Origin of the sequence: Streptomyces sp. NPDC017225, assembly GCF_044331465.1 — a bacterium.
Classification (GTDB): Bacteria; Actinomycetota; Actinomycetes; order Streptomycetales; family Streptomycetaceae; genus Streptomyces.
Genome location: NZ_JBIRNE010000001.1, coordinates 76,467 through 94,665 on the forward strand (window position 1 = coordinate 76,467; position 18,199 = coordinate 94,665).

Below are 18,199 nucleotides of genomic sequence, written 5' to 3' on the forward strand. Positions count from 1 at the left end.
CCCGGCTCATCCGCTCATCCGCGCCGTACCTCCGCGAGCGTGACAGGCCGGTGCTCGCGCAGCGACAGCGTGCACGCCTCGGCGGTCCAGCCCGCCTCCAGCGCGTCCTCGATCGTGCAGGGGGAGGGGCGGGTGCCGGCGACGACCTCGGTGAACGCGGTGAGTTCGGCGCGGTAGGCGGCGGCGAAGCGGTCCATGAAGAAGTCGTGCGGAGTGCCGGCCGGGAAGGTCACGCCGGGCTCGACCGAACGCAGCGGCAGCTTGTCCTCCAGGCCGACGGCGATGGAGTCGGCGAAACCGTGGATCTCCATGCGGACGTCGTGACCGCGCGCGTTGTGCCGGCTGTTGGAGACCATCGCGATCGTGCCGTCGTCCAGCGTGAGGATCGCGCCGGTGGTGTCGGCGTCGCCCGCGTCCTTGATGAAGTCGGCGCCGCGGTTGCCGCCGACGGCGTACACCTCGGTCACCTCGCGGCCGGTCACCCAGCGGATGATGTCGAAGTCGTGCACCGAGCAGTCGCGGAAGATGCCTCCGGATGCGGCGATGTACGCGGCCGGCGGCGGCGCCGGGTCCAGGGTGGTCGACCGCACGGTGTGCAGCTTGCCCAGCTCGCCTCCCTGCACGGCCGTCCGCGCGGCGACGAACCCGGCGTCGAAGCGGCGGTTGTAGCCGATCTGGACCGGCACGTCATGGCCCGCGACCGCCTTGAGCACCTCGACGCCCTCCGCCATGGTGCGCGCGACCGGCTTCTCGCAGAAGACGGGGACCCCGGCCTCGACGGCGGCCAGGATCAACGGCGGGTGGGCATCGGTCGCCGCCGCGACGACCACCCCGTCCACCCCGGCGGCCAGCACTGCCTCGGGCGAGTCCACCACCTCGGCGCCGAACCGCTCGGCGGCGGCCCTCGCGGCGTCCGCGAACGGGTCGGCGACGACGAGCGAGTCGACGGCGTCGAGTCCGGAGAGGGTCTCGGCGTGGAAGGCGCCGATGCGGCCGAGGCCGAGGATTCCGATACGCATGGTTCTCTTCGCTCCTTGTGCGTGGGTGCCGCGCCTGGTGACGGGGGGCGGGGGCTGCGGTGACGGGAGCGCGCCGCGAGCGCGCCGACCGGTGTGGGCGACGGTGCCGGTGGTGCTCCGCCGACGGTGCTGATGGTGCTCCGCGCCGGTGGTACTCCGCCGACCGTGCCGGTGGTGCCCCGCCGGATGCCGCGCCGGCGGTCCGCCCTCACTCCTCGGGGCGGACCTCGACCCACGCGCGGCGCTCGGCCGACCGAGCCATCGCGTCCAGTACGGCCGCGCTGTGCACCGCATCCGGCAGGGTGGCGCCGTACGGCGTGTCCTCCGCGATCGAGCGCAGGAAGCGGTGGGCCTCCACCACCTTGAGATCGTCGTAGCCCATGGCGTTCGCGGCACCGGGCTGGAAGGCGGCGAACTCGCCGTGTCCGGGGCCGACGTAGACGGTGCTGACCGGCTGGTCCTGGTACTCCGTGCCGCGGCTGACGCCCAGTTCGTTCATGCGGCGGAAGTCCCAGAAGACCGCGCCCTTGGTGCCGTGCACCTCGAAGCCGTAGTTGTTCTGTTCACCGACCGAGACCCGGCAGGCCTCCAGGACTCCGCGGGCGCCGGAGGCGAAGCGCAGCAGGCAGTTGACGTAGTCCTCGTTCTCGACGTGGCCCGGCTCGCCGCCCGCGGCCCGGGAGTGGCCGGCCGTGGCGGTGGCCGGGCGGGCCCGCTCGGGCAGGAAGACCGCTGTGTCGGCGGTCAGGGACGCGATGTCGCCGAGCAGGAAGCGGGCCAGGTCGACGCCGTGCGAGGCCAGGTCCCCGAGAACCCCGCTGCCGCCGCGCTCCCGCTCGTAGCGCCAGGTCAGCGCGGACTCGGGATGGGCGGCGTAGTCGCTGAAGAGACGGATACGGACATGTGTGACGCTGCCGATCCCGCCGGACGCGATCAGTTCGCGGGCGGCCTCGACGGCGGGCGCGTTGCGGTAGTTGAAGCCGACCGTGCCCTGGACTCCGGCCTTGGCGACCGCGTCCGCCACCGTCCGGGCGTCCCCGGCGCTCAGGCCGACCGGCTTCTCGATCCAGATGTGCTTGCCGGCCTCGGCCATCGCGACGGCGATCTCGCGGTGCAGGAAGTTGGGAGCGGTGATGCTGACCGCCCCCACCCGAGGGTCGGCGGCCACGTCGCGCCAGTCCCGGGTCGCCGAAGCGAACCCGAACCGGGCGGCGGCCTCCTCGGCCCGCCCCGGCACCTCATCGGCGACCGTCACGAGCTCCGGGCGCAGGGGGAGCCGCGGATAGTGGTGCCGGACACGGGCGTACGCCTGGGTGTGCACCCGGCCCATCCAGCCGAAACCGACGACGGCGACACCCAGCGCATCCACCATGAAAGCCCCTCTTCGGACCGGTCCCTGCTCTGTCCCGCCCACCCTGGGCGGAGCGGCCGCATCATGTCAACCTTTTGACAGGACAAATGCTCGGAGGCCCGGGGTCTCAGGACCATCACCTCCTTCCACACCCACGGCACTCCGCCGGTCGCCCGGCGCGGAGGCGACAGGGGGTCGCACGGGGCCGCCCGAAACCGGGAGGGGCCCGTCGCGGTAGCGTGGCGATCATGGCGGACTGGGGCCTGCGACAGGCGACGGAGTCGGACATCGAGAACGTCGCCGGGTTGCGTGCCGTGGTGTTGCGTGCCGACCTGGAGCGGCTCGGACGGTACGACGAGCAGCGGGTGCGACAGCGGCTGCGGGACGGGTTCGACCGGGCGCACACCTGGGTGATCGAGGTGGAGGGCGCGTTCGCCGGCTGCGTGGCACTGCGACCGGCCGGGGACGCCCGGTGGCTGGAGCACTTCTACCTCGCCCCGGAGCTCCAGGGCAGCGGCATCGGCACGGGCGTACTGCGCGGGCTGCTGGAGCGGTGCGACCGGAGCGGTGACCTCGTCCGGCTGAACGTGCTGCGGGGCAGTCCGGCCCGACGGCTGTACGAGCGGCACGGGTTCACCGTCGAGAGCGAGGATCGCGTGGACGTCTTCATGGTGCGCGAACCGGCGCCGGCCCGGCCCGGGCCCGGCCGGAGCCCCCTGACCGACGACCGGGCCCGGGGGTGACCCCTCGTCCCGCCGGCCGCGGTTCTCAGCGCCGCCGGCGGGACAGCCACGCCGCGGCCACGGCGCCGGAGACGTTGTGCCAGACGGAGAAGACCGCCGCCGGCAGCGCCGCCAGCGGGCTGAAGTGGGCGGTGGCCAGAGAGGCCGCGAGGCCGGAGTTCTGCATGCCGACCTCGAAGGCCATGGCACGGCTCGCCGGTTCACCGAGCCGGCCGAGGCGCCCGGCGCCGTAACCGAGCGCCAGTCCGAGGCCGTTGTGCAGCACCACGGCGACGAACACCAGCCCGGCGGCCGACTTGATCGCGTCGGCGCTGCCCGCCACCACCACCGCCACGATCACCGAGATCGTCAGCGCGGACAGCCAGGGCAGCGCCGGCAGCGCCCGCTCCACGTACCGCCCCGCCAGCAGCCGTACGGCCAGGCCCGCCAGGACCGGCAGCAGCACCGTCTTGAGGATGTCGGTGACCATGGACCCCGCGTCCACCGGCAGGTACTCGCCGGCCAGCAGCAGCGTCAGCGGCGGAGTGACCAGCGGGGCGACGAGCGTCGAGACGGTCGCGACGGAGACCGACAGGGCCACGTCACCCCGGGCCAGGTACGTCACCACGTTGGACGCCGTGCCGCTGGGCGCGCAGCCGACGAGGATCACACCGGCGGCGAGCTGCGGCGGCAGGTCGAGCAGGTGGGCTACGGCCCAGCCGAGCCCGGGCATGATGACGTAGTGCGCGACCAGGCCGAGGGCCACCGCCCAGGGACGCTTGGCGACCCCGCGGAAGTCCTCCGGGGTCATGGTGATGCCCATGCAGAACATCACGACACCCAGGAGGTACGGCACCGACTCGCTCCACCCGGTGAAACTCCCGGGGAGCAGCAGGCCGAGGGCGCCGGCCGCGAGGACGAGGACCGGGAAGACGGTGACGGCACGCCGCGCGGAGCGGTCGCCGGTGGCGTCGTTGACGTCGTTGCCGAGGTGTTCGGGTCGTTCGGGTCGTTCGGTTCGCACCGTGCGAGGAAACGCCTGGTGCGCGGGGCGACGCAAAGCCGTCTCGCGATGTGATCATCGGGACGGCCGGCGCTGTGAAGCATGCCTCCCGTACGTCGCCGGACGCCGCGTGGCGGGACGGGCGGCGGCTCCGCCCCACTCCGCGGATGAGGTAGGGTCGACCTGCGCGATCACACGAGAAGCACAGAACGTGGGACGCGCACCGGGACGTGGCGCAGCTTGGTAGCGCACTTGACTGGGGGTCAAGGGGTCGCAGGTTCAAATCCTGTCGTCCCGACTCGTGAGAGTCGAAGGTCAGGGCCGGTTTCGGAGGTATCCGGAACCGGCCCTTGATCATTTCCGTGGGCCAGGCGTGACCGCCTGCACCTCGCTGCTCACCGCCGAGGCCGAGCGCGGGGGACTGGGTGCGGCACGCGCACGCGCGAAGGCGACCCAGGCGCACGAAGGCGACCCACGCACACGAAGGCGGCTCCGCGAACGGAGCCGCCTTCGCGCCTGCGCCGGTCGGCGGCGGCGCCCGTCGACCCCCGTGCGGCGGGCGCCGCGTGGCCGGAGACGTCACCCTTCCCCCGAAAGGTGGCGTCCCCGGCCGTCCACCCCCGGCGCCGGACTGTGGCCGGTCGTGGCCCGGTGCGTTCAGCCGGCGGTCACCAGCACATGACCGCCGTCTCGCCCGCACCCCAGGAGGAGTACAGACGCACCCGGACGACATAGCGGCGGCCCTTGACGAAACGGGCCCTGATCGTGGCGTTGCGGGGCGTTCCCCCGTCGTCCAGACCGGCGAGGTAGCGGGGCACACCGTCCCGCTCCTCGAAGATCACGACGACGGCGTCGCTGTCACCGAAGGTGCCCACGGAGTACTCCCGGGTCTCCGGCGGGTCCACCCGGAAGTCGGCCTGCTCGCCCGGTCCGAGCCCGAGCGGCACCGAACGGAACGGCACCAGGGGCCCCGGCCGGCCGACGGGCGGGTACCAGCGCAGGGCGAACTCCTTGTCGGCGGCGGAGAGGGTGCCGGGGGGACGCAGGCCCGAGCGGTAGTGCTCGGGCTCCAGTATCAGCCCTGACGGGAAGGCGTACTCCATGATCGACTGCGGGTCCCAGACCGGACCGTTGACCTCGTCGGTGTCGAGCTTGCGCAGGATGTTGTGGAAGGTCCGCTCCCGGCTCCAGTGGTTCGGCGGGCCCGCCAGTTCGGCGTAGACGGCCTCGTCGTCCCAGAGGATGCCCGCGAACGGGCTCTGGTGCTCGTGCAGCATGCCGAGCGCGTGCCCGATCTGGTGCAGAGCCGTCGCGCGCTCCCCGGACGCGGTCAGGTCCCAGCCGAAGTTCATCGTACGGTCGTTCAGACCGACCCGGAGCGCGTCCTTGCCCACCGCCGACCAGGACCCGTCGCCGGGCTGGAAGCCGATGCGCAGCTCCGCCTCCGAGCGGTCGCCGACCTCGGCGAGGACCAGCCCGATCCCGAGGTCCTGCCATTCCCGGAAGCAGTCGCGCACCACGTCCCGCTGCTCGTCGGTGCCCACCCACGACACCCGTCGCGGCCGGCCCGTGCCCGGCATGGGAACGACGGAGGAGTCGGTGTCGCCGCCCAGGAAGCAGTAGTGCAGCACGGTGCCGTTGACCCACATCCGCTGCCCGCCGACGAGCGCGGCGAGGCGCTCGGCGGCCAGCCCCGGCGCGAACGCGGGGGGAGGCTGCTGCGCGAGCGAGCAGTAGCGTGCGGTCATGGCCCCAGACTGCCGTCCGGCCCGGTCCGGGCGCCTGAGTCGGGGGGTACTCAAGTCGCCCTGTATCAGGAATGAGTATGCCGACTCCTGTTCCCGTGACGACTTCTCTGCGGGACGCCAAGACGCTTCGGACACCCTGGCCGTTCACCGGGCGGGGTGACGAACTGGAGCTGGTGCGCCGGTCCGTGACCGCCGGGCGTGGCGGCATCGTGGTGACGGGCCCGGCCGGCTGCGGCAAGACCAGGCTCGTGACGGAGGCCGTCCGCGGCACCGACTGCGCCAGGGCGGCCGGGACGCCCGAGACCCGGCAGATTCCCTTCGCCGCCTTCGCCCACCTGCTGCCCGAGAGCGTCACCCTGCACCGAGCTGTCCACCTCCTGTCCGGTGTACGGCTGCTGCTGGTCGACGACGCGCACCTGCTCGACGACGCCTCCGCCGCCCTCGTGCACCAGCTCGCCGTGCACGGCCGTACCCGGCTCCTGGTCGTCGCCACGGAGGGCGTCCCCGCGCCGGGCGCAGTGTCCCGGCTGTGGTCCGGCGAGCTGTTGCCGCGCCTCGCCCTGGAGCCGCTGCCCCGCGAGGACACCGCCGAACTGCTCGCGGCCGGTGCGGACAGCGCCCTGGAGCCGCTCACCGCCGACCGGCTGCACCGCCTGTGCCAGGGCGATCTGCGGCTGCTGCGCGAGCTGTTGACCGCCGTGAGCGAGCAAGGGCTGCTCACCCCGGTCCCGGACACGGGCCGGCGGGCGTGGCGTGGGCCGGTGCCGGTCACCGCGACCGTACGGGAGCGGACCGCCCATGTCCTGGACCGCGCCCGCGTCGAGGAGCGCGAGACGCTCGAACGCCTCGCCTTCGCCGAGCCGCTCCCCCTCGACCTGGACACCTTCGACGTATGGACCCTGGAGCGGCTGGAGGCCGAGGGCCTGGTCACCGTCGACGACCACGGCGCCACGCGTCTCGCCCACCCGCTGCACGGCCCGGTGCTGCGCGCCGCCGCCGGACGGCTGCGGTCCCGGCGCCTGGCCCGCACCCCGGACCAGTGCGGCCCCGCCCTGGCCGCGGAGGAGGAGGCGCTGGCCCTGTGCGTCGAGCGGGCCGACGTACGGGCGTTGGACACGCCCGTGGGGGAGTGGCTGGCGGCCGAGGGCGCGCCGCTGCCGGCGGGTTACGCGGCGCTGCGCGCCCGGTTCGCACGCCTGCGCGGCCGGCTGTACGAGGCCGCGGCCTGGGCCCGCGAGGGCCTGCGCGCCAGCCCCGACGACGCACTCTGCCATGAGGAACTCGCCCTGGCCGCCGCCCAGTCGGGAGACGCGACGGCGGAGAGCCGCGGGGCGGCCGCGGCCTGGGCGGCCGCCGCCCGCGGCGACCTCGACGAGGCGGTCCGGGCGGCCGCCGGCGCCGGGGACCCGTACGACGCCGTCCGGCTCGGTGCCCCCGAGTGGGCGGCCGGCCGGCTCACCGGTGTCTTCGCCGCGCACGCCGACGCCCTCACGCGGGGCGACGGACCGGCGCTGGACCGGGTGGCCGGGGAACTGGAGCGCCGCGGGTTCCTGCTCTTCGCGGCCGAGGCGCACGCCCAGGCCGTACGCGTCCACCGCGACCCGGGCGCGGCCCGTACCGCCCGCACCCGGGCCGTCGCCCTCGCCCGGCGCTGCCAGGGCGCCCGCACCCCCGCGCTGTCCGGTCCGGCGCTCGGTGAACTCACCGCCCGCCAGCGGCAGATCGTCACGCTGGCCGCCGCCGGCCTGAGCAACCGGCAGATCGCGGAGAGACTCACCCTCTCCGTCCGCACGGTCGGCAACCACCTCTACGGCGCCTACACCCGCCTCGGCGCCGGAGACCGGGGCGCGCTGCCCTGGCTGATGGAGCTGCCCGAGCCGCAACCCGCCTGACGCCGTGGCGGGCGGGTGGTCCTCAGGCCGCCCCGAACGCGGAGAACGCCCATCCCGTGGCCTGGTGCACGGAGTCGTCCGGCAGCGCCGCCCGCGCGTCGCGCAGCGCCTCCGCCAGGGACAGCCCCGCGTCCAGCCCCTTGTGCAGCGCCAGCATCAGCGGCACCACCGCCGCGTCGTTGACCGGCGCGCTGCACGCCACCACCCCGGCCGTGCCCAGCGGCAGCAGCGCGGTGACCAGCCCGAGCAGCTCGTCCGCCCCGACCGACGCGAACCGGGCCGTGTCGCAGCAGGACAGGATGATCCGGTACGGGCTGCGGTCCAGGCGCTCGAAGTCGTGCACGATGAGCGGCCCGTCCGCCATCCGCAGCGACGAGAACAAGGGGCTGTCCGCGCGGAACGTCCCGTGCGCGGCGATGTGCGCCAACGCGGCCCCGTCCAGCTCCCGCAACACCCGCGGCACCCGCGCGGCGTCCCCCTCCAGCACGGTGGCCCCGCCGCGCCGCCCGACGCTCCCCTCCGGGCGGGCGTGCCGCGCCCCGCGTGCCGCGCCCGGCGTCGCCGTGGCGGCATCCCGGTCGCGCGCGGGGTGTTCCCGCGTCCTGTCGGCACCGTCCTCGGCACAGGCCCCGGCACAGGCCCCGGTGCGGGCCGCCGTACAGGACCCGGCACAGGCCTCCGCACAGGCCCCGGTCGAGTCGTCGGGCCGCCGCGGTGCCGGTGCGCGTCCGTCTCCGTCCGACGGGCGGGCCGTTCCGCCGCTGCGTCCGGCGGGTGAAAGGGCCGGCGCCGCGTCGTCCTGCGGAGACCGGCGGCCGGCGGCACGCGGGCCGGGGGTCCCGGCGGCAGCCGACGGCGTGGGACCCGCGTACCGGCCATCGGCCGGGGGCATGCCTGCCCCGGGGCCCTCCGGCGCGGTCGGGTCCCCGTGCCCGTCCCGGGGCGACGGCACCCACGCCTCCTCGACACCGCCCCCCACACCGCCCTCGGTGTCGGACGTCCGCGACGCCGCCCCGTACCGGTCGGCGAGTTCCGGCACCTCGGCCCCGCCGCTCGCCAGCCCCGGCCCGCGTACCAGGACCTGGCGGCCGCCGGGCGGGGGAGTGGTCTCCTTGGCGCGCAGCCAGCTGCTCGCCGACGGCGACACGCTCAGGACCCGTTCGCGCAGGGCGGGCAGCAGGGCCCACGGCACCCGGTGCAGCCGGCCCGGCGGGACCACGACGACCGGGCCGGAGCCCAGGTGCTCCGCGGCGGGACCCAGCAGAAGTTCCTGGAGGCGCGCGCCCGCCGCCTCCACCAGGGGCAGCCGGGCCTCCGCACCCGGGTGCGCCAGCCGCCGCAGCCCGGCCTGCACGTGCTCGGCCTCCCGCTCCGCCTCGGCCAGCAGCCCCGCCTCGAACCGTCGTACCCTGCCCTGCCCGCACAGCAGTACGTGCACCCGTCCGTCCAGCACGGCCAGCTCCACCAGCCGCACGTCGTCGCCCAGCCGCCGCAGCAGGCGTCCCACGTCGAACCGGTCGCCGTCGCCGGGCGCCTCGCCCCGCATGTGCAGGGTGCGGGAGCGGATCTCCCGCTCCAGGCGCCGCTGTTCGCGCTCCAGCGCGGGCACGGGCCGGCCACCGTCCGTCCGGGCCGCCTCCGCGCGCGCGGCGATCTCACGGAACGCCGTCATGCCGCTCAGCAGCGCGGGGTCGGCCGGCGGCCGGGTCGGCGGCGCGGACAGCACCGTCGCCCGCCAGCGCTCGCTCCACACCAGCAGCCGCCGCGGCCCGCCCGAGACCAGACTCGCCCGCTGCGCCAGTGCCGCCAGCTCCGCCCCCTGCGCGGTCGCCCGTGCCCTCAGCTCCGAGGCCCCCAGCGTCATCCGGTGGTCGTCGAGGACGTCCAGACCCCGCCGGCAGGCCTCCAGCACGCCCCGCGCCGAACCGGCCGCCCGCGCGCGCAGCGCCTGCGCCGCCCAGCCCGTCATCCGCGCCAGCGGCGGCCCGCCGTGCCGACTGCGCGCGGCGACCGCCAGGTGCCGTTCCGCGTCCGCCGTCCAGCCGAGACCCAGCGCGATCCGGCCCGCGAGCAGCGACGCCTCCGGCGCGGCCGGCGCACCGAAGGCCGCCAGCCGCTCCGCCACCGCGGCCGCGTCCGCGACCAGCCGTCCCGACCCGCGCCCCGTCGCGACCCGCGCCTCGATCAGCACCAGCCGGGCGTGTGTCTCGTACCAGGTGCGCCGCTGCCCGGCGAACAGCCGTACGGCGACCGCCGCGCGCGCGAGCGCGGTCTGCGGATCGCCCGCCAGCCGCGCCGCCCGCGCCGCGACCAGCAGCAGCTCCGCCTTGCGGGTGGACTGCCCGCCGATCCCGTCCAGCGCGGCGATCGCCCCGTCCGCCTCGGTCAGTGCCTCCGGAGCGAGCCCCGCCGCCATCAGCACCTCGCAGCGCCGGATGGTGAGCATGAACGTCGGCGTGCCCAGCTCGGCGTACCGCTCCTCGGCCTCGTCCAGCAGCCGCAGCGCCGCCGGCACGTCACCGGACCGGAACGCCGCGAGCCCCCGGCTCTCCACCGCGTCGGCCTTGTCGTGCTCCTGTCCCGTGGTGTCCCACAGCGCCTCCGCCGCGGTGAAGTCGGCGTCCGCCCGGTCCACCGCGCCCAGCGCCAGGTGCACGGTGGCCCGCAGGGTCAGCGCCCGTGCCGTCCAGATCACGTCGTCCACCTGCCGCAGCACCTGGATCGCCCGTCGTACGTCCTCCAGCGCCTCGCCGTGCCGGCCCAGCACCCACCACACGTACGCACGCCGGTACAGCACCCGCGCCCGGGTGTGCCCGGTGCCGCGCGCCACCCCCCGCTCGAACGCCGCGAGGCCCTCCCGGGTGCGTCCGGAGTGCACCAGCGCCACCCCGAGCGTGGCCAGTACGTCCGCCTCCCGTTCGGCGGAGTCCGCGCGGGCCGCGAGGTCGCGGGCCCGCCGCAGATGGGCCAGGGCCCGCCGGGTGTCGCCGAAGTCCCGCTGCCAGATGCCGATCACCTGATGGGCGATCGAGGCGTGCAGCGGTGAGGGGTCGGCCCTGAGCAGTTCCTCCGCCCGCGCCAGCGCCTCGCCCGGGGCGGCGAACACCATCGGCAGCAGTTGGAGAACCGAGTCGTTTCCCGCTGTCACCCCACGGATGGTAGTGCTCCGCAACCGCGCCACACAGGTTCGAGTCTGTATCAATCAGCCACCCCCGGACTCTGATTGACGACCGTCGCCGAGACCGTGGCCGAGACTGTCGGCGCGACCGTCGCCACCAGCGCCGCCCCAGTGGAGGAAATGCCATGGCACCACAGAGATTCCGCGAACAGTTCGACCAGATCCAGCGCTCGATGCCGGGCGTCCCTCTGGCGATGGGGCCGGACGACTCGGCCGAGTTCTTCTACGAGAAGGGCGTCGTCCTCGCCCGCGACGGCGAGGAGGCCCGCATCGTCGAGGACACCGTGCGCGACCACTTCACCGCGATGGCCGACCTCACCCCGGACCACGTACGCCGGGCGAGCCCCGAGTCCAACCGCACCGGCATCACCCGCATCCAGGTCGCCGACCCCGGCGAGGGCGGCCGGGGCGGCGACCCCACCGTCGCCCACGCCATGCGCTCCCTCAGGACGATGGAAGGACGCGCCGGCCGCCGCCTGATCAGCCGCAACCACGTGGTCTCCATCGCGGTCAACGCCTGCCCCGGCGACGAACCCGTCCCCGTACCCGTCAGCGAACCGCCGAACCCGGCCGCCGCCGAGACGCCGTACGACGCCCGGACCGCCGTCGGCGTCCTCGTCGTCGACACCGGCCTCATGCACGACTACCGGTCCTGCCCCATGCTGGCCCACACCGACGGCGACGCCCAGATCAGGGAGTGCGACGACGACGGCGTCCTCCAGCAGTACGTCGGCCACGGCACCTTCATCGCCGGACTCGTCGCCGCCGTCGCCCCCAACACCGAGGTCACCGTCCTGGGCACCCTCAACGACGCGGGCGCCATCCTGGAGTCGGAGCTGGGCGAGAAGCTCTTCGAGGCCGTCGACCGGGGCGGCTGGCCCGAGGTCCTCAGCCTCTCCGCCGGCACCTCCAACGGCCGCACCGACGGCCTGCTCGGCGTCCACGCCTTCATGGAGGAACTGCGCGAACAGCGCACCCTGCTGGTCGCGGCCGCCGGCAACAACGCCAGCGCCACGCCCTTCTGGCCCGCCGCCTACGCGGATCTGCCCGGCTGGGAGAACTCCGTCCTGTCTGTCGGCGCGCTGCGCGGCGACGGCGAGTTCGGAGCCTGCTTCAGCAACCACGGCGGCTGGGTCAAGGTTTACGCCCCGGGCGAGCGCCTCACCAGCGCCTTCACCGGCTTCAGAACACCCGTGCCGTACGTCTACCAGCACTCCACCTACGACGCCTGCCGGTACGGCTTCGCCTACGCCTGCACCTGCCAGTACCCCCGGCACCACGGGGTGCTCAGCGAGCCCGGCGAGGCACCCGCCAAGCCGGACCAGGTGATGTTCGAGGGGCACGCGCAGTGGAGCGGCACCTCCTTCGCCACCCCCGTGGTCGCGGGCCTGGTCGCCTCCCACATGACGGAGCACGAGGAGCGGGACCCGCGCGCGGCCCGCGAGCAACTGCTCAGGGCCAACACCGAGTACGCGGAAGTGCGCGGGGCGCACGTGCCCGCGCTGCTGCCGCCCACCTGGAGCCCGGTCACCCTCGACCCGCCGTCCGATGGGGCGTGAGCGGCCCGATGCCGGGCGGAACCACCCACTCCACGGCGTACGATGGCGTGTCGTACACGAGGGGTGGGACCGTGGACCGTGCAGATGTCGGGGTGCTCGTCCAGTTGGCCGCCGACGGGGACGCGGCCGCCTGGAAGTCACTGGTGGACGGGCTGGGCCCGCTGGTGTGGTCCGTCGTACGCGCCCACGGGCTGTCCGACGCCGACGCGCACGAGGTGTACCAGACCGCCTGGTTCAAGTTCGCCCAGCACCTGGGGCGGATCCGCGAACCGGAGAAGACCGGTTCCTGGCTGGCGAGCACGGCACGGCACGAGTGCCTGAAGCTGCTCAAGGCGTCGAGGCGGTGGACACCGACCGACGACCCGCAGCTGCTCGACCGGCCGAGCGAGGAGCGTACGCCCGAGGAGTCGGTGCTCGACTCCGAGGAAGCCGCCGCGCAGACCGAGCGCGTGCGTCGGCTGTGGCAGGAGTTCGAGCAGATGGGCGAGCGGTGCCGCCAGTTGCTGCGGGTACTGATCTCCTCGCCGCCGCCCAGTTACCAGGAGGTGTCCGCCGCGCTGGGAATCGCGGTGGGCAGCATCGGGCCGATGCGCCAGCGCTGTCTGCGCCGGCTGCGCGCCCGTCTAGAGGCACGGGGGACGATATGAGCGACAGGCACGACGACTTCGGGGACGAACGGTCCGATCAGGCCTTCTCGGACGACGAACTCGCCACCGGTCTCCTGGAGGAGGAGCTCCGGCAGGCCGCGGCGATCCTCGACCCGGTCCCGGCCGGACTGCGGCAGGTCGCCGTCGACGCCTTCGCGCTGCACGACCTGGACGCCCGCGTCGCCGAGCTGACCTTCGACTCGCTGGTCGACGGCATCCCGGTCAGAGGTGAGACGGACCCGCCGCGGATGCTGACCTTCCGCGCGGACGAGGTGACCGTCGACGTCGAGGTGACCGCGGACGGCCTGATCGGCCAGGTGCTGCCGCCGGGCCCGGCCCGGATCGAGGTGCTGAGCGGGCCGCTGGCCCATGCCCGGCTGGCGGCGGACGACATGGGCCGGTTCACCGGCGAGGCCCCGCCCACCGGCCCGTTCGCGCTGCGGCTGCTGACCGGCCGGGAGGTGGTCGTGACGGAGTGGCTGCGCGCCTGAGCCCGCCACCTGTCAGTACCTGGCCCCGGACCAGACGCAGGGCAGGGTGCGCGGCCCGCGGATCATGGTCTTGCGGCGCCAGGCCACCTGGTCGGCGGGGACCGCGAGCCGCAGCCCCGGCAGCCGCTCCAGCAGCGTGTCGACGAGCAGCTCGGTCTGCGTCCGGGCGAGGACGGCACCCGTGCAGAAGTGGTGCCCGTTGCCGAAGGCCAGGTGCGGGTTGGGATCGCGGTCGAAGTCGATCCGGTCGGGGTCGGGGAAGACGTCCGGGTCCCGGTTGGCGGCGAGGTAGGACACGTACACGGGATCGCCGGCACCGACGCGCACCCCGTGCACGTCGACGTCCTCCAGGGCGATGCGGGCGAGCCCCACCGAGGTCCGGTGCGAGATCCAGCGCAGCAGCTCGTCCAGGGCCTTGCCCCGCGCCTCGGGACGCTCCCGCATCCGGGCCATCAGCTCGGGGCGGGTCAGCAGCAGGTACAGCATCTGCCCCACGTTGTGGGTGACGGCCTCGCCGCCGATCTGCAGCGGCCCGGCCAGGCCCACCGCCTCCGTCTCGTCGACCTCTCCGCGGCCCACGGCGGCGCCGAGCATCGAGTACACGTCGTCGCCGGTGCCGTCGGCGCGGGCCCGGACGGTCTGCGTGATCCACCCGTACAGGCCCTGCTTCGCCCGCTCGGCGGCCTCGGCGCCGCCCGAGGTGGAGATGATCTGCCGAGTCCACGCGTGCACGCGCTCCCGGTCGGCGGCCGGCACCCCCATCACCTCGCTGACCACGGCGATCGGGAAGGGCTCCAGGACCCGCTCGACCAGGTCCGCCGGCGGCCCGTCCCGGACGACCCCGTCCACCAGGCCGTCGAGGATCTCCTGCGCCCGGGGCCGCAGCTTCTTCGCCGCGCCCACGGTGAAGGCCCCCGCGACCGCGCGTCGCAGCCGGTTGTGGTCGGGCTGGTCGGCGAAGGCGAGCGAGCCGGGGCGTGGCTTGAAGTGCGGGGCGAGCCGCGTGACCTGGCGCTTCGTCACCTCCGCCCGCCCGAACCGCGGATCGTTGGTGATCGCCTTCACGTCGTCGTACCGGGTGGCCAGCCACGCCCAGCCCTCGCCGTGCGGCAGCCGTACGCGGGTCAGCGGCCCCTCGCGCATCAGATCGGCGAGGACCGGGTCGAACCGAGGACCGTCCAGATCGAGGGCGGGCCACTCCCGTACCGGGGGCGGGGACTGGCCGGTCGGCGTGGTGGTCTCCTGCGTCATGCACCCACCCTCACCGTGCCCCGGGGCGGCTGTCGCGCGGGAGTGCTCCAGCCGGTGGGCGGACGGTGGGCGGACGGTGGGCGGACGGTGGCCGGCCCCGGTGGTCAGTCCGACACGGCGTCGACGAGCGCCGCCAGTGACCCGGCGAGGCGCGACAGGCCGGGCCCGGCCGGACCGCCCGGCTCGGTCATGTAGGTGTCCCGGCGGATCTCCACCATCAGGGCGACGACCTCGCGCCGCTTCCCGTAGAAGTCCAACGGCACGTACGCCCCGCTGAACGGGCTGTCCAGTCCCGTCTCCCCGCACGGGGCGAACGCCTCCCGGGCGGCGGCGAGCAGCTCGGACGGCGTGTGGAACTCGTCGGTGCCCAGGCAGACCGGCGGGCGCGGGCCCTCGCCGTGCAGCTCGTAGGGGAGCGGCTCGGTGGGGTAGGAGTGCACGTCGATGATCACGGCCCGTCCGGTGGCCGCGAGCCGGCCGGCGACCGCCTCGGTCATCGCCCGCGCGTACGGCCGGAAGTACCGCTCGATCAGCGGTTCCGGGTCGGTGCCCTCGGGCCGCAGGACCTCACGGTGCGATGTGCGCGTGTACACGGCGCCCATTCCGACGGCCGTCATCTCCTCCCGCTCGTCCGGGAACCGCTCCGGGTCGACGACCAGCCGCGAGGTCCCGTTGACGAAGCGCCAGGGCGTGAGGCGCGCCGTCCCGGCCGCCGTCCCGGCGATCCGGGCGGTGTGCGAGTCGGTGATGTGGTCCAGCTCGCGCTCCAGCGCCGCGTCGTCCAGGACGATGCCGGGGCGGACGTCGGCGGGTATCCGCCGCGAGGAGTGCGGCACGTGGAGGATCACGGGCGACGCGGGGGCGCCGGGGACGATCTCGAAGGACGCGGGGGCGTCGGACATGGGGCTTGCTCCACGAAGACGAGGGGACGAGACGGACGGCACCCCGCCTCCGTGCGAACGGAGACGGGGTGCCGTGGGCCGTCGGGCGGGCCGAGGATCAGGCGAGGGACGCCAGCGCCTCGTTCCACGTGGCCGACGGGCGCATGACCTCGGCGGCCTTGGCCGGGTCGGGCTGGTAGTAGCCGCCGATCTCGGCCGGCTTGCCCTGGACGGCGTTCAGCTCGTCGACGATGCGCTGCTCACTCGCGGCCAGCGACTCGGCGAACGGGGCGAAGGCCTTCGCCAGGTCGGCGTCGTCGGTCTGCTTGGCCAGCTCCTGCGCCCAGTACAGGGACAGGAAGAAGTGGCTGCCGCGGTTGTCGATGCCACCGACGCGACGGGTCGGCGACTTGTCCTCGTTGAGGAAGGTCGCCGTGGCGCGGTCGAGGGCGTCGGCGAGGACCTTGGCGCGGGCGTTGCCCGTGACCTCGGCGTACTGCTCCAGGGACGGCACCAGGGCGAAGAACTCACCGAGGGAGTCCCAGCGCAGGTAGTCCTCCTTGACCAGCTGCTGCACGTGCTTGGGCGCGGAACCGCCGGCGCCGGTCTCGAAGAGGCCGCCGCCCGCCATCAGCGGGACGACCGACAGCATCTTGGCGCTGGTGCCCAGCTCCAGGATCGGGAACAGGTCGGTCAGGTAGTCGCGCAGCACGTTGCCGGTGACGGAGATGGTGTTCTCACCGCGGCGGATGCGCTCCACCGACAGCTTGGTCGCCTCCACGGGGTCGAGGATCCGGATGTCCAGGCCCTCGGTGTCGTGCTCCGGCAGGTACGCCTTGACCTTGGCGATCAGGTTGGCGTCGTGGGCGCGGCCCTCGTCCAGCCAGAAGACGGCCGGGTCGCCGGTGGCGCGGGCGCGGGTGACGGCCAGCTTGACCCAGTCGCGGATCGGGGCGTCCTTGGTCTGGCAGGCGCGGAAGATGTCACCGGCGGAGACCGTCTGCTCCAGGACGGCGGTGCCGTTCTGGTCGACCAGGCGGACCGTGCCCGTGCCCGGGATCTCGAAGGTCTTGTCGTGGCTGCCGTACTCCTCGGCCTTCTGTGCCATGAGGCCGACGTTCGGGACCGAGCCCATGGTGGAGGGGTCGTAGGCGCCGTTGGCGCGGCAGTCCTCGATGACGGCCTGGTACACCCCGGCGTAGGAGGAGTCCGGGATGACGGCGAGGGCGTCCTGCTCCTGGCCGTCCGGGCCCCACATGTGGCCGGAGGTGCGGATCATGGCCGGCATGGAGGCGTCGATGATGACGTCGGAGGGCACGTGCAGGTTGCTGATGCCCTTGTCGGAGTCGACCATCGCCAGCTCCGGGCCCTCGGCGAGCTCGGCGTCGAAGGAGGCCTTGATCTCGGCGCCCTCGGGCAGGGACTCGAGGCCCTTGTAGATGCCGCCCAGGCCGTCGTTCGGGGTGAGGCCGGCCTGGGCGAGCGCCTCGCCGTACTGGGCGAAGGTCTTCGGGAAGAAGGCACGGACCACGTGGCCGAAGATGATCGGGTCGGAGACCTTCATCATCGTGGCCTTCAGGTGCACGGAGTACAGGATGCCCTCGGACTTGGCGCGGGCGATCTGGGCCGTGAGGAACTCGCGCAGCGCGGCGACGCGCAGCACGGAGGCGTCGACGACCTCGTCCTTCTTCACGGGGACGGACTCGCGCAGCACCGTGGTGGTGCCGTCGTCGCCGACCAGCTCGATCCGCAGCGTGCCGTCCTCGGTGATCACCGTGGACTTCTCGGTGGAGCGGAAGTCGTTCTCGCCCATGGTCGCGACGTTCGTCCTGGACTCGGCGGTCCAGGCGCCCATGCGGTGCGGGTGGTTCTTGGCGTAGTTCTTCACCGAGGCCGGGGCGCGGCGGTCGGAGTTGCCCTCGCGCAGGACCGGGTTGACCGCGGAGCCCTTGACCTTGTCGTAGCGGGCGCGGATGTCGCGCTCCTCGTCGGTCTTCGGGTCGTCCGGGTAGGCCGGCAGCGCGTAGCCCTGGCCCTGCAGCTCGGCGATCGCGGCCTTGAGCTGCGGGATGGACGCCGAGATGTTCGGCAGCTTGATGATGTTGGCCGCGGGGGTCTTGGCGAGCTCGCCGAGCTCCGCGAGGGCGTCCGGGATGCGCTGGTCCTCGGTCAGGTACTCCGGGAACAGGGCGATGATGCGGCCGGCCAGCGAGATGTCGCGGGTCTCGACCGCGACACCCGCCTGCGAGGCGTATGCCCGGACCACCGGCAGGAACGAATACGTCGCCAGGGCCGGGGCCTCGTCAGTGTGTGTATAGATGATGGTCGAGTCAGTCACCGGGTGCTCCGCTCCACGTCTGCAACATTGCTCGACATCAAGATATCTCGTGATCGCCCCGGGCTCGACAGGGGCCGTGCGGAGATTCCGGACAACCGGCCGCGCGACCCCTGTCGAAC

13 protein-coding genes and 1 tRNA gene are annotated in these 18,199 nt (G+C 74.0%); 6 read left to right on the top strand and 8 right to left on the bottom strand.

What is annotated here, in order from left to right:
* Positions 1 to 14: 14 nt before the first annotated feature.
* Together ACH4NX_RS00320 and ACH4NX_RS00325 are read right to left on the bottom strand one after the other, a co-directional pair.
* Positions 15 to 1,019 carry a Gfo/Idh/MocA family oxidoreductase gene (locus ACH4NX_RS00320; protein WP_398127208.1) on the bottom strand — a complete coding sequence of 335 codons (1,005 nt, stop codon included), beginning with the start codon at positions 1,017 to 1,019 and terminating at the stop codon, positions 15 to 17.
* A gap of 208 nt (positions 1,020 to 1,227) precedes the next feature.
* The gene (locus ACH4NX_RS00325; protein WP_351398677.1) at positions 1,228 to 2,391 is read right to left on the bottom strand and encodes a Gfo/Idh/MocA family oxidoreductase; all 1,164 of its coding nucleotides are present in this window, start codon (positions 2,389 to 2,391) and stop codon (positions 1,228 to 1,230) included.
* A 227-nt stretch (positions 2,392 to 2,618) separates the two neighbouring features.
* Between ACH4NX_RS00325 and ACH4NX_RS00330 the strand changes: the two genes are divergently transcribed.
* Entirely contained in the window at positions 2,619 to 3,113 is a 495-nt protein-coding gene (locus ACH4NX_RS00330) for a GNAT family N-acetyltransferase (RefSeq protein ID WP_351398679.1), read from the top strand.
* Between the two features lie 25 nt (positions 3,114 to 3,138).
* On the opposite strand, the gene ACH4NX_RS00335 is transcribed toward ACH4NX_RS00330, so the two are convergent.
* Positions 3,139 to 4,116: a bile acid:sodium symporter family protein gene (locus tag ACH4NX_RS00335; protein WP_398127209.1), complete on the bottom strand. Its 978-nt coding sequence runs from the start codon at positions 4,114 to 4,116 to the stop codon at positions 3,139 to 3,141.
* A 203-nt stretch (positions 4,117 to 4,319) separates the two neighbouring features.
* Between ACH4NX_RS00335 and ACH4NX_RS00340 the strand changes: the two genes are divergently transcribed.
* Positions 4,320 to 4,393 (top strand) — tRNA-Pro (locus tag ACH4NX_RS00340).
* Positions 4,394 to 4,763: 370 nt separating this feature from the next.
* Here the strand turns inward: ACH4NX_RS00340 and ACH4NX_RS00345 are convergent.
* Positions 4,764 to 5,843 carry a hypothetical protein gene (locus ACH4NX_RS00345; protein ID WP_351398683.1) on the bottom strand — a complete coding sequence of 360 codons (1,080 nt, stop codon included), beginning with the start codon at positions 5,841 to 5,843 and terminating at the stop codon, positions 4,764 to 4,766.
* Positions 5,844 to 5,914: 71 nt separating this feature from the next.
* On the opposite strand from ACH4NX_RS00345, the gene ACH4NX_RS00350 reads away from it, so the two are divergent.
* The gene (locus ACH4NX_RS00350) at positions 5,915 to 7,735 is read left to right on the top strand and encodes a LuxR C-terminal-related transcriptional regulator (protein ID WP_398127210.1); all 1,821 of its coding nucleotides are present in this window, start codon (positions 5,915 to 5,917) and stop codon (positions 7,733 to 7,735) included.
* A gap of 22 nt (positions 7,736 to 7,757) precedes the next feature.
* Here the strand turns inward: ACH4NX_RS00350 and ACH4NX_RS00355 are convergent, their stop codons facing one another.
* Positions 7,758 to 10,844, bottom strand: coding sequence for a CHAT domain-containing protein (locus ACH4NX_RS00355; RefSeq protein ID WP_398127493.1), 3,087 nt, complete (start codon positions 10,842 to 10,844; stop codon positions 7,758 to 7,760).
* Between the two features lie 194 nt (positions 10,845 to 11,038).
* Here ACH4NX_RS00355 and ACH4NX_RS00360 point away from each other — a divergent pair, with 194 nt between their 5' ends.
* Genes ACH4NX_RS00360 through ACH4NX_RS00370 form a run of 3 tightly spaced genes read left to right on the top strand, consistent with a single transcriptional unit; the run spans position 11,039 to position 13,610 of the window.
* Positions 11,039 to 12,472, top strand: a complete 1,434-nt coding sequence (locus ACH4NX_RS00360; protein ID WP_398127211.1) for a S8/S53 family peptidase — start codon at positions 11,039 to 11,041, stop codon at positions 12,470 to 12,472.
* A gap of 8 nt (positions 12,473 to 12,480) precedes the next feature.
* Positions 12,481 to 13,119, top strand: a complete 639-nt coding sequence (locus ACH4NX_RS00365; RefSeq protein ID WP_351398692.1) for a sigma-70 family RNA polymerase sigma factor — start codon at positions 12,481 to 12,483, stop codon at positions 13,117 to 13,119.
* Positions 13,116 to 13,610, top strand: a complete 495-nt coding sequence (locus ACH4NX_RS00370; protein ID WP_351398694.1) for a hypothetical protein — start codon at positions 13,116 to 13,118, stop codon at positions 13,608 to 13,610. Before ACH4NX_RS00365 ends, ACH4NX_RS00370 begins: the two co-directional genes overlap by 4 nt.
* Before the next feature lie 12 nt (positions 13,611 to 13,622).
* On the opposite strand, the gene ACH4NX_RS00375 is transcribed toward ACH4NX_RS00370, so the two are convergent.
* The 3 genes from ACH4NX_RS00375 to ACH4NX_RS00385 all read right to left on the bottom strand — a co-directional run bounded on the left by ACH4NX_RS00375 (position 13,623) and on the right by ACH4NX_RS00385 (position 18,080).
* Positions 13,623 to 14,861 carry a cytochrome P450 gene (locus tag ACH4NX_RS00375; protein ID WP_351398695.1) on the bottom strand — a complete coding sequence of 413 codons (1,239 nt, stop codon included), beginning with the start codon at positions 14,859 to 14,861 and terminating at the stop codon, positions 13,623 to 13,625.
* Between the two features lie 104 nt (positions 14,862 to 14,965).
* Positions 14,966 to 15,763 carry an N-formylglutamate amidohydrolase gene (locus ACH4NX_RS00380; protein ID WP_398127212.1) on the bottom strand — a complete coding sequence of 266 codons (798 nt, stop codon included), beginning with the start codon at positions 15,761 to 15,763 and terminating at the stop codon, positions 14,966 to 14,968.
* 97 nt (positions 15,764 to 15,860) lie between these two features.
* Positions 15,861 to 18,080 carry an NADP-dependent isocitrate dehydrogenase gene (locus ACH4NX_RS00385; RefSeq protein ID WP_398127213.1) on the bottom strand — a complete coding sequence of 740 codons (2,220 nt, stop codon included), beginning with the start codon at positions 18,078 to 18,080 and terminating at the stop codon, positions 15,861 to 15,863.
* Between the last annotated feature and the right edge of the window lie 119 nt (positions 18,081 to 18,199).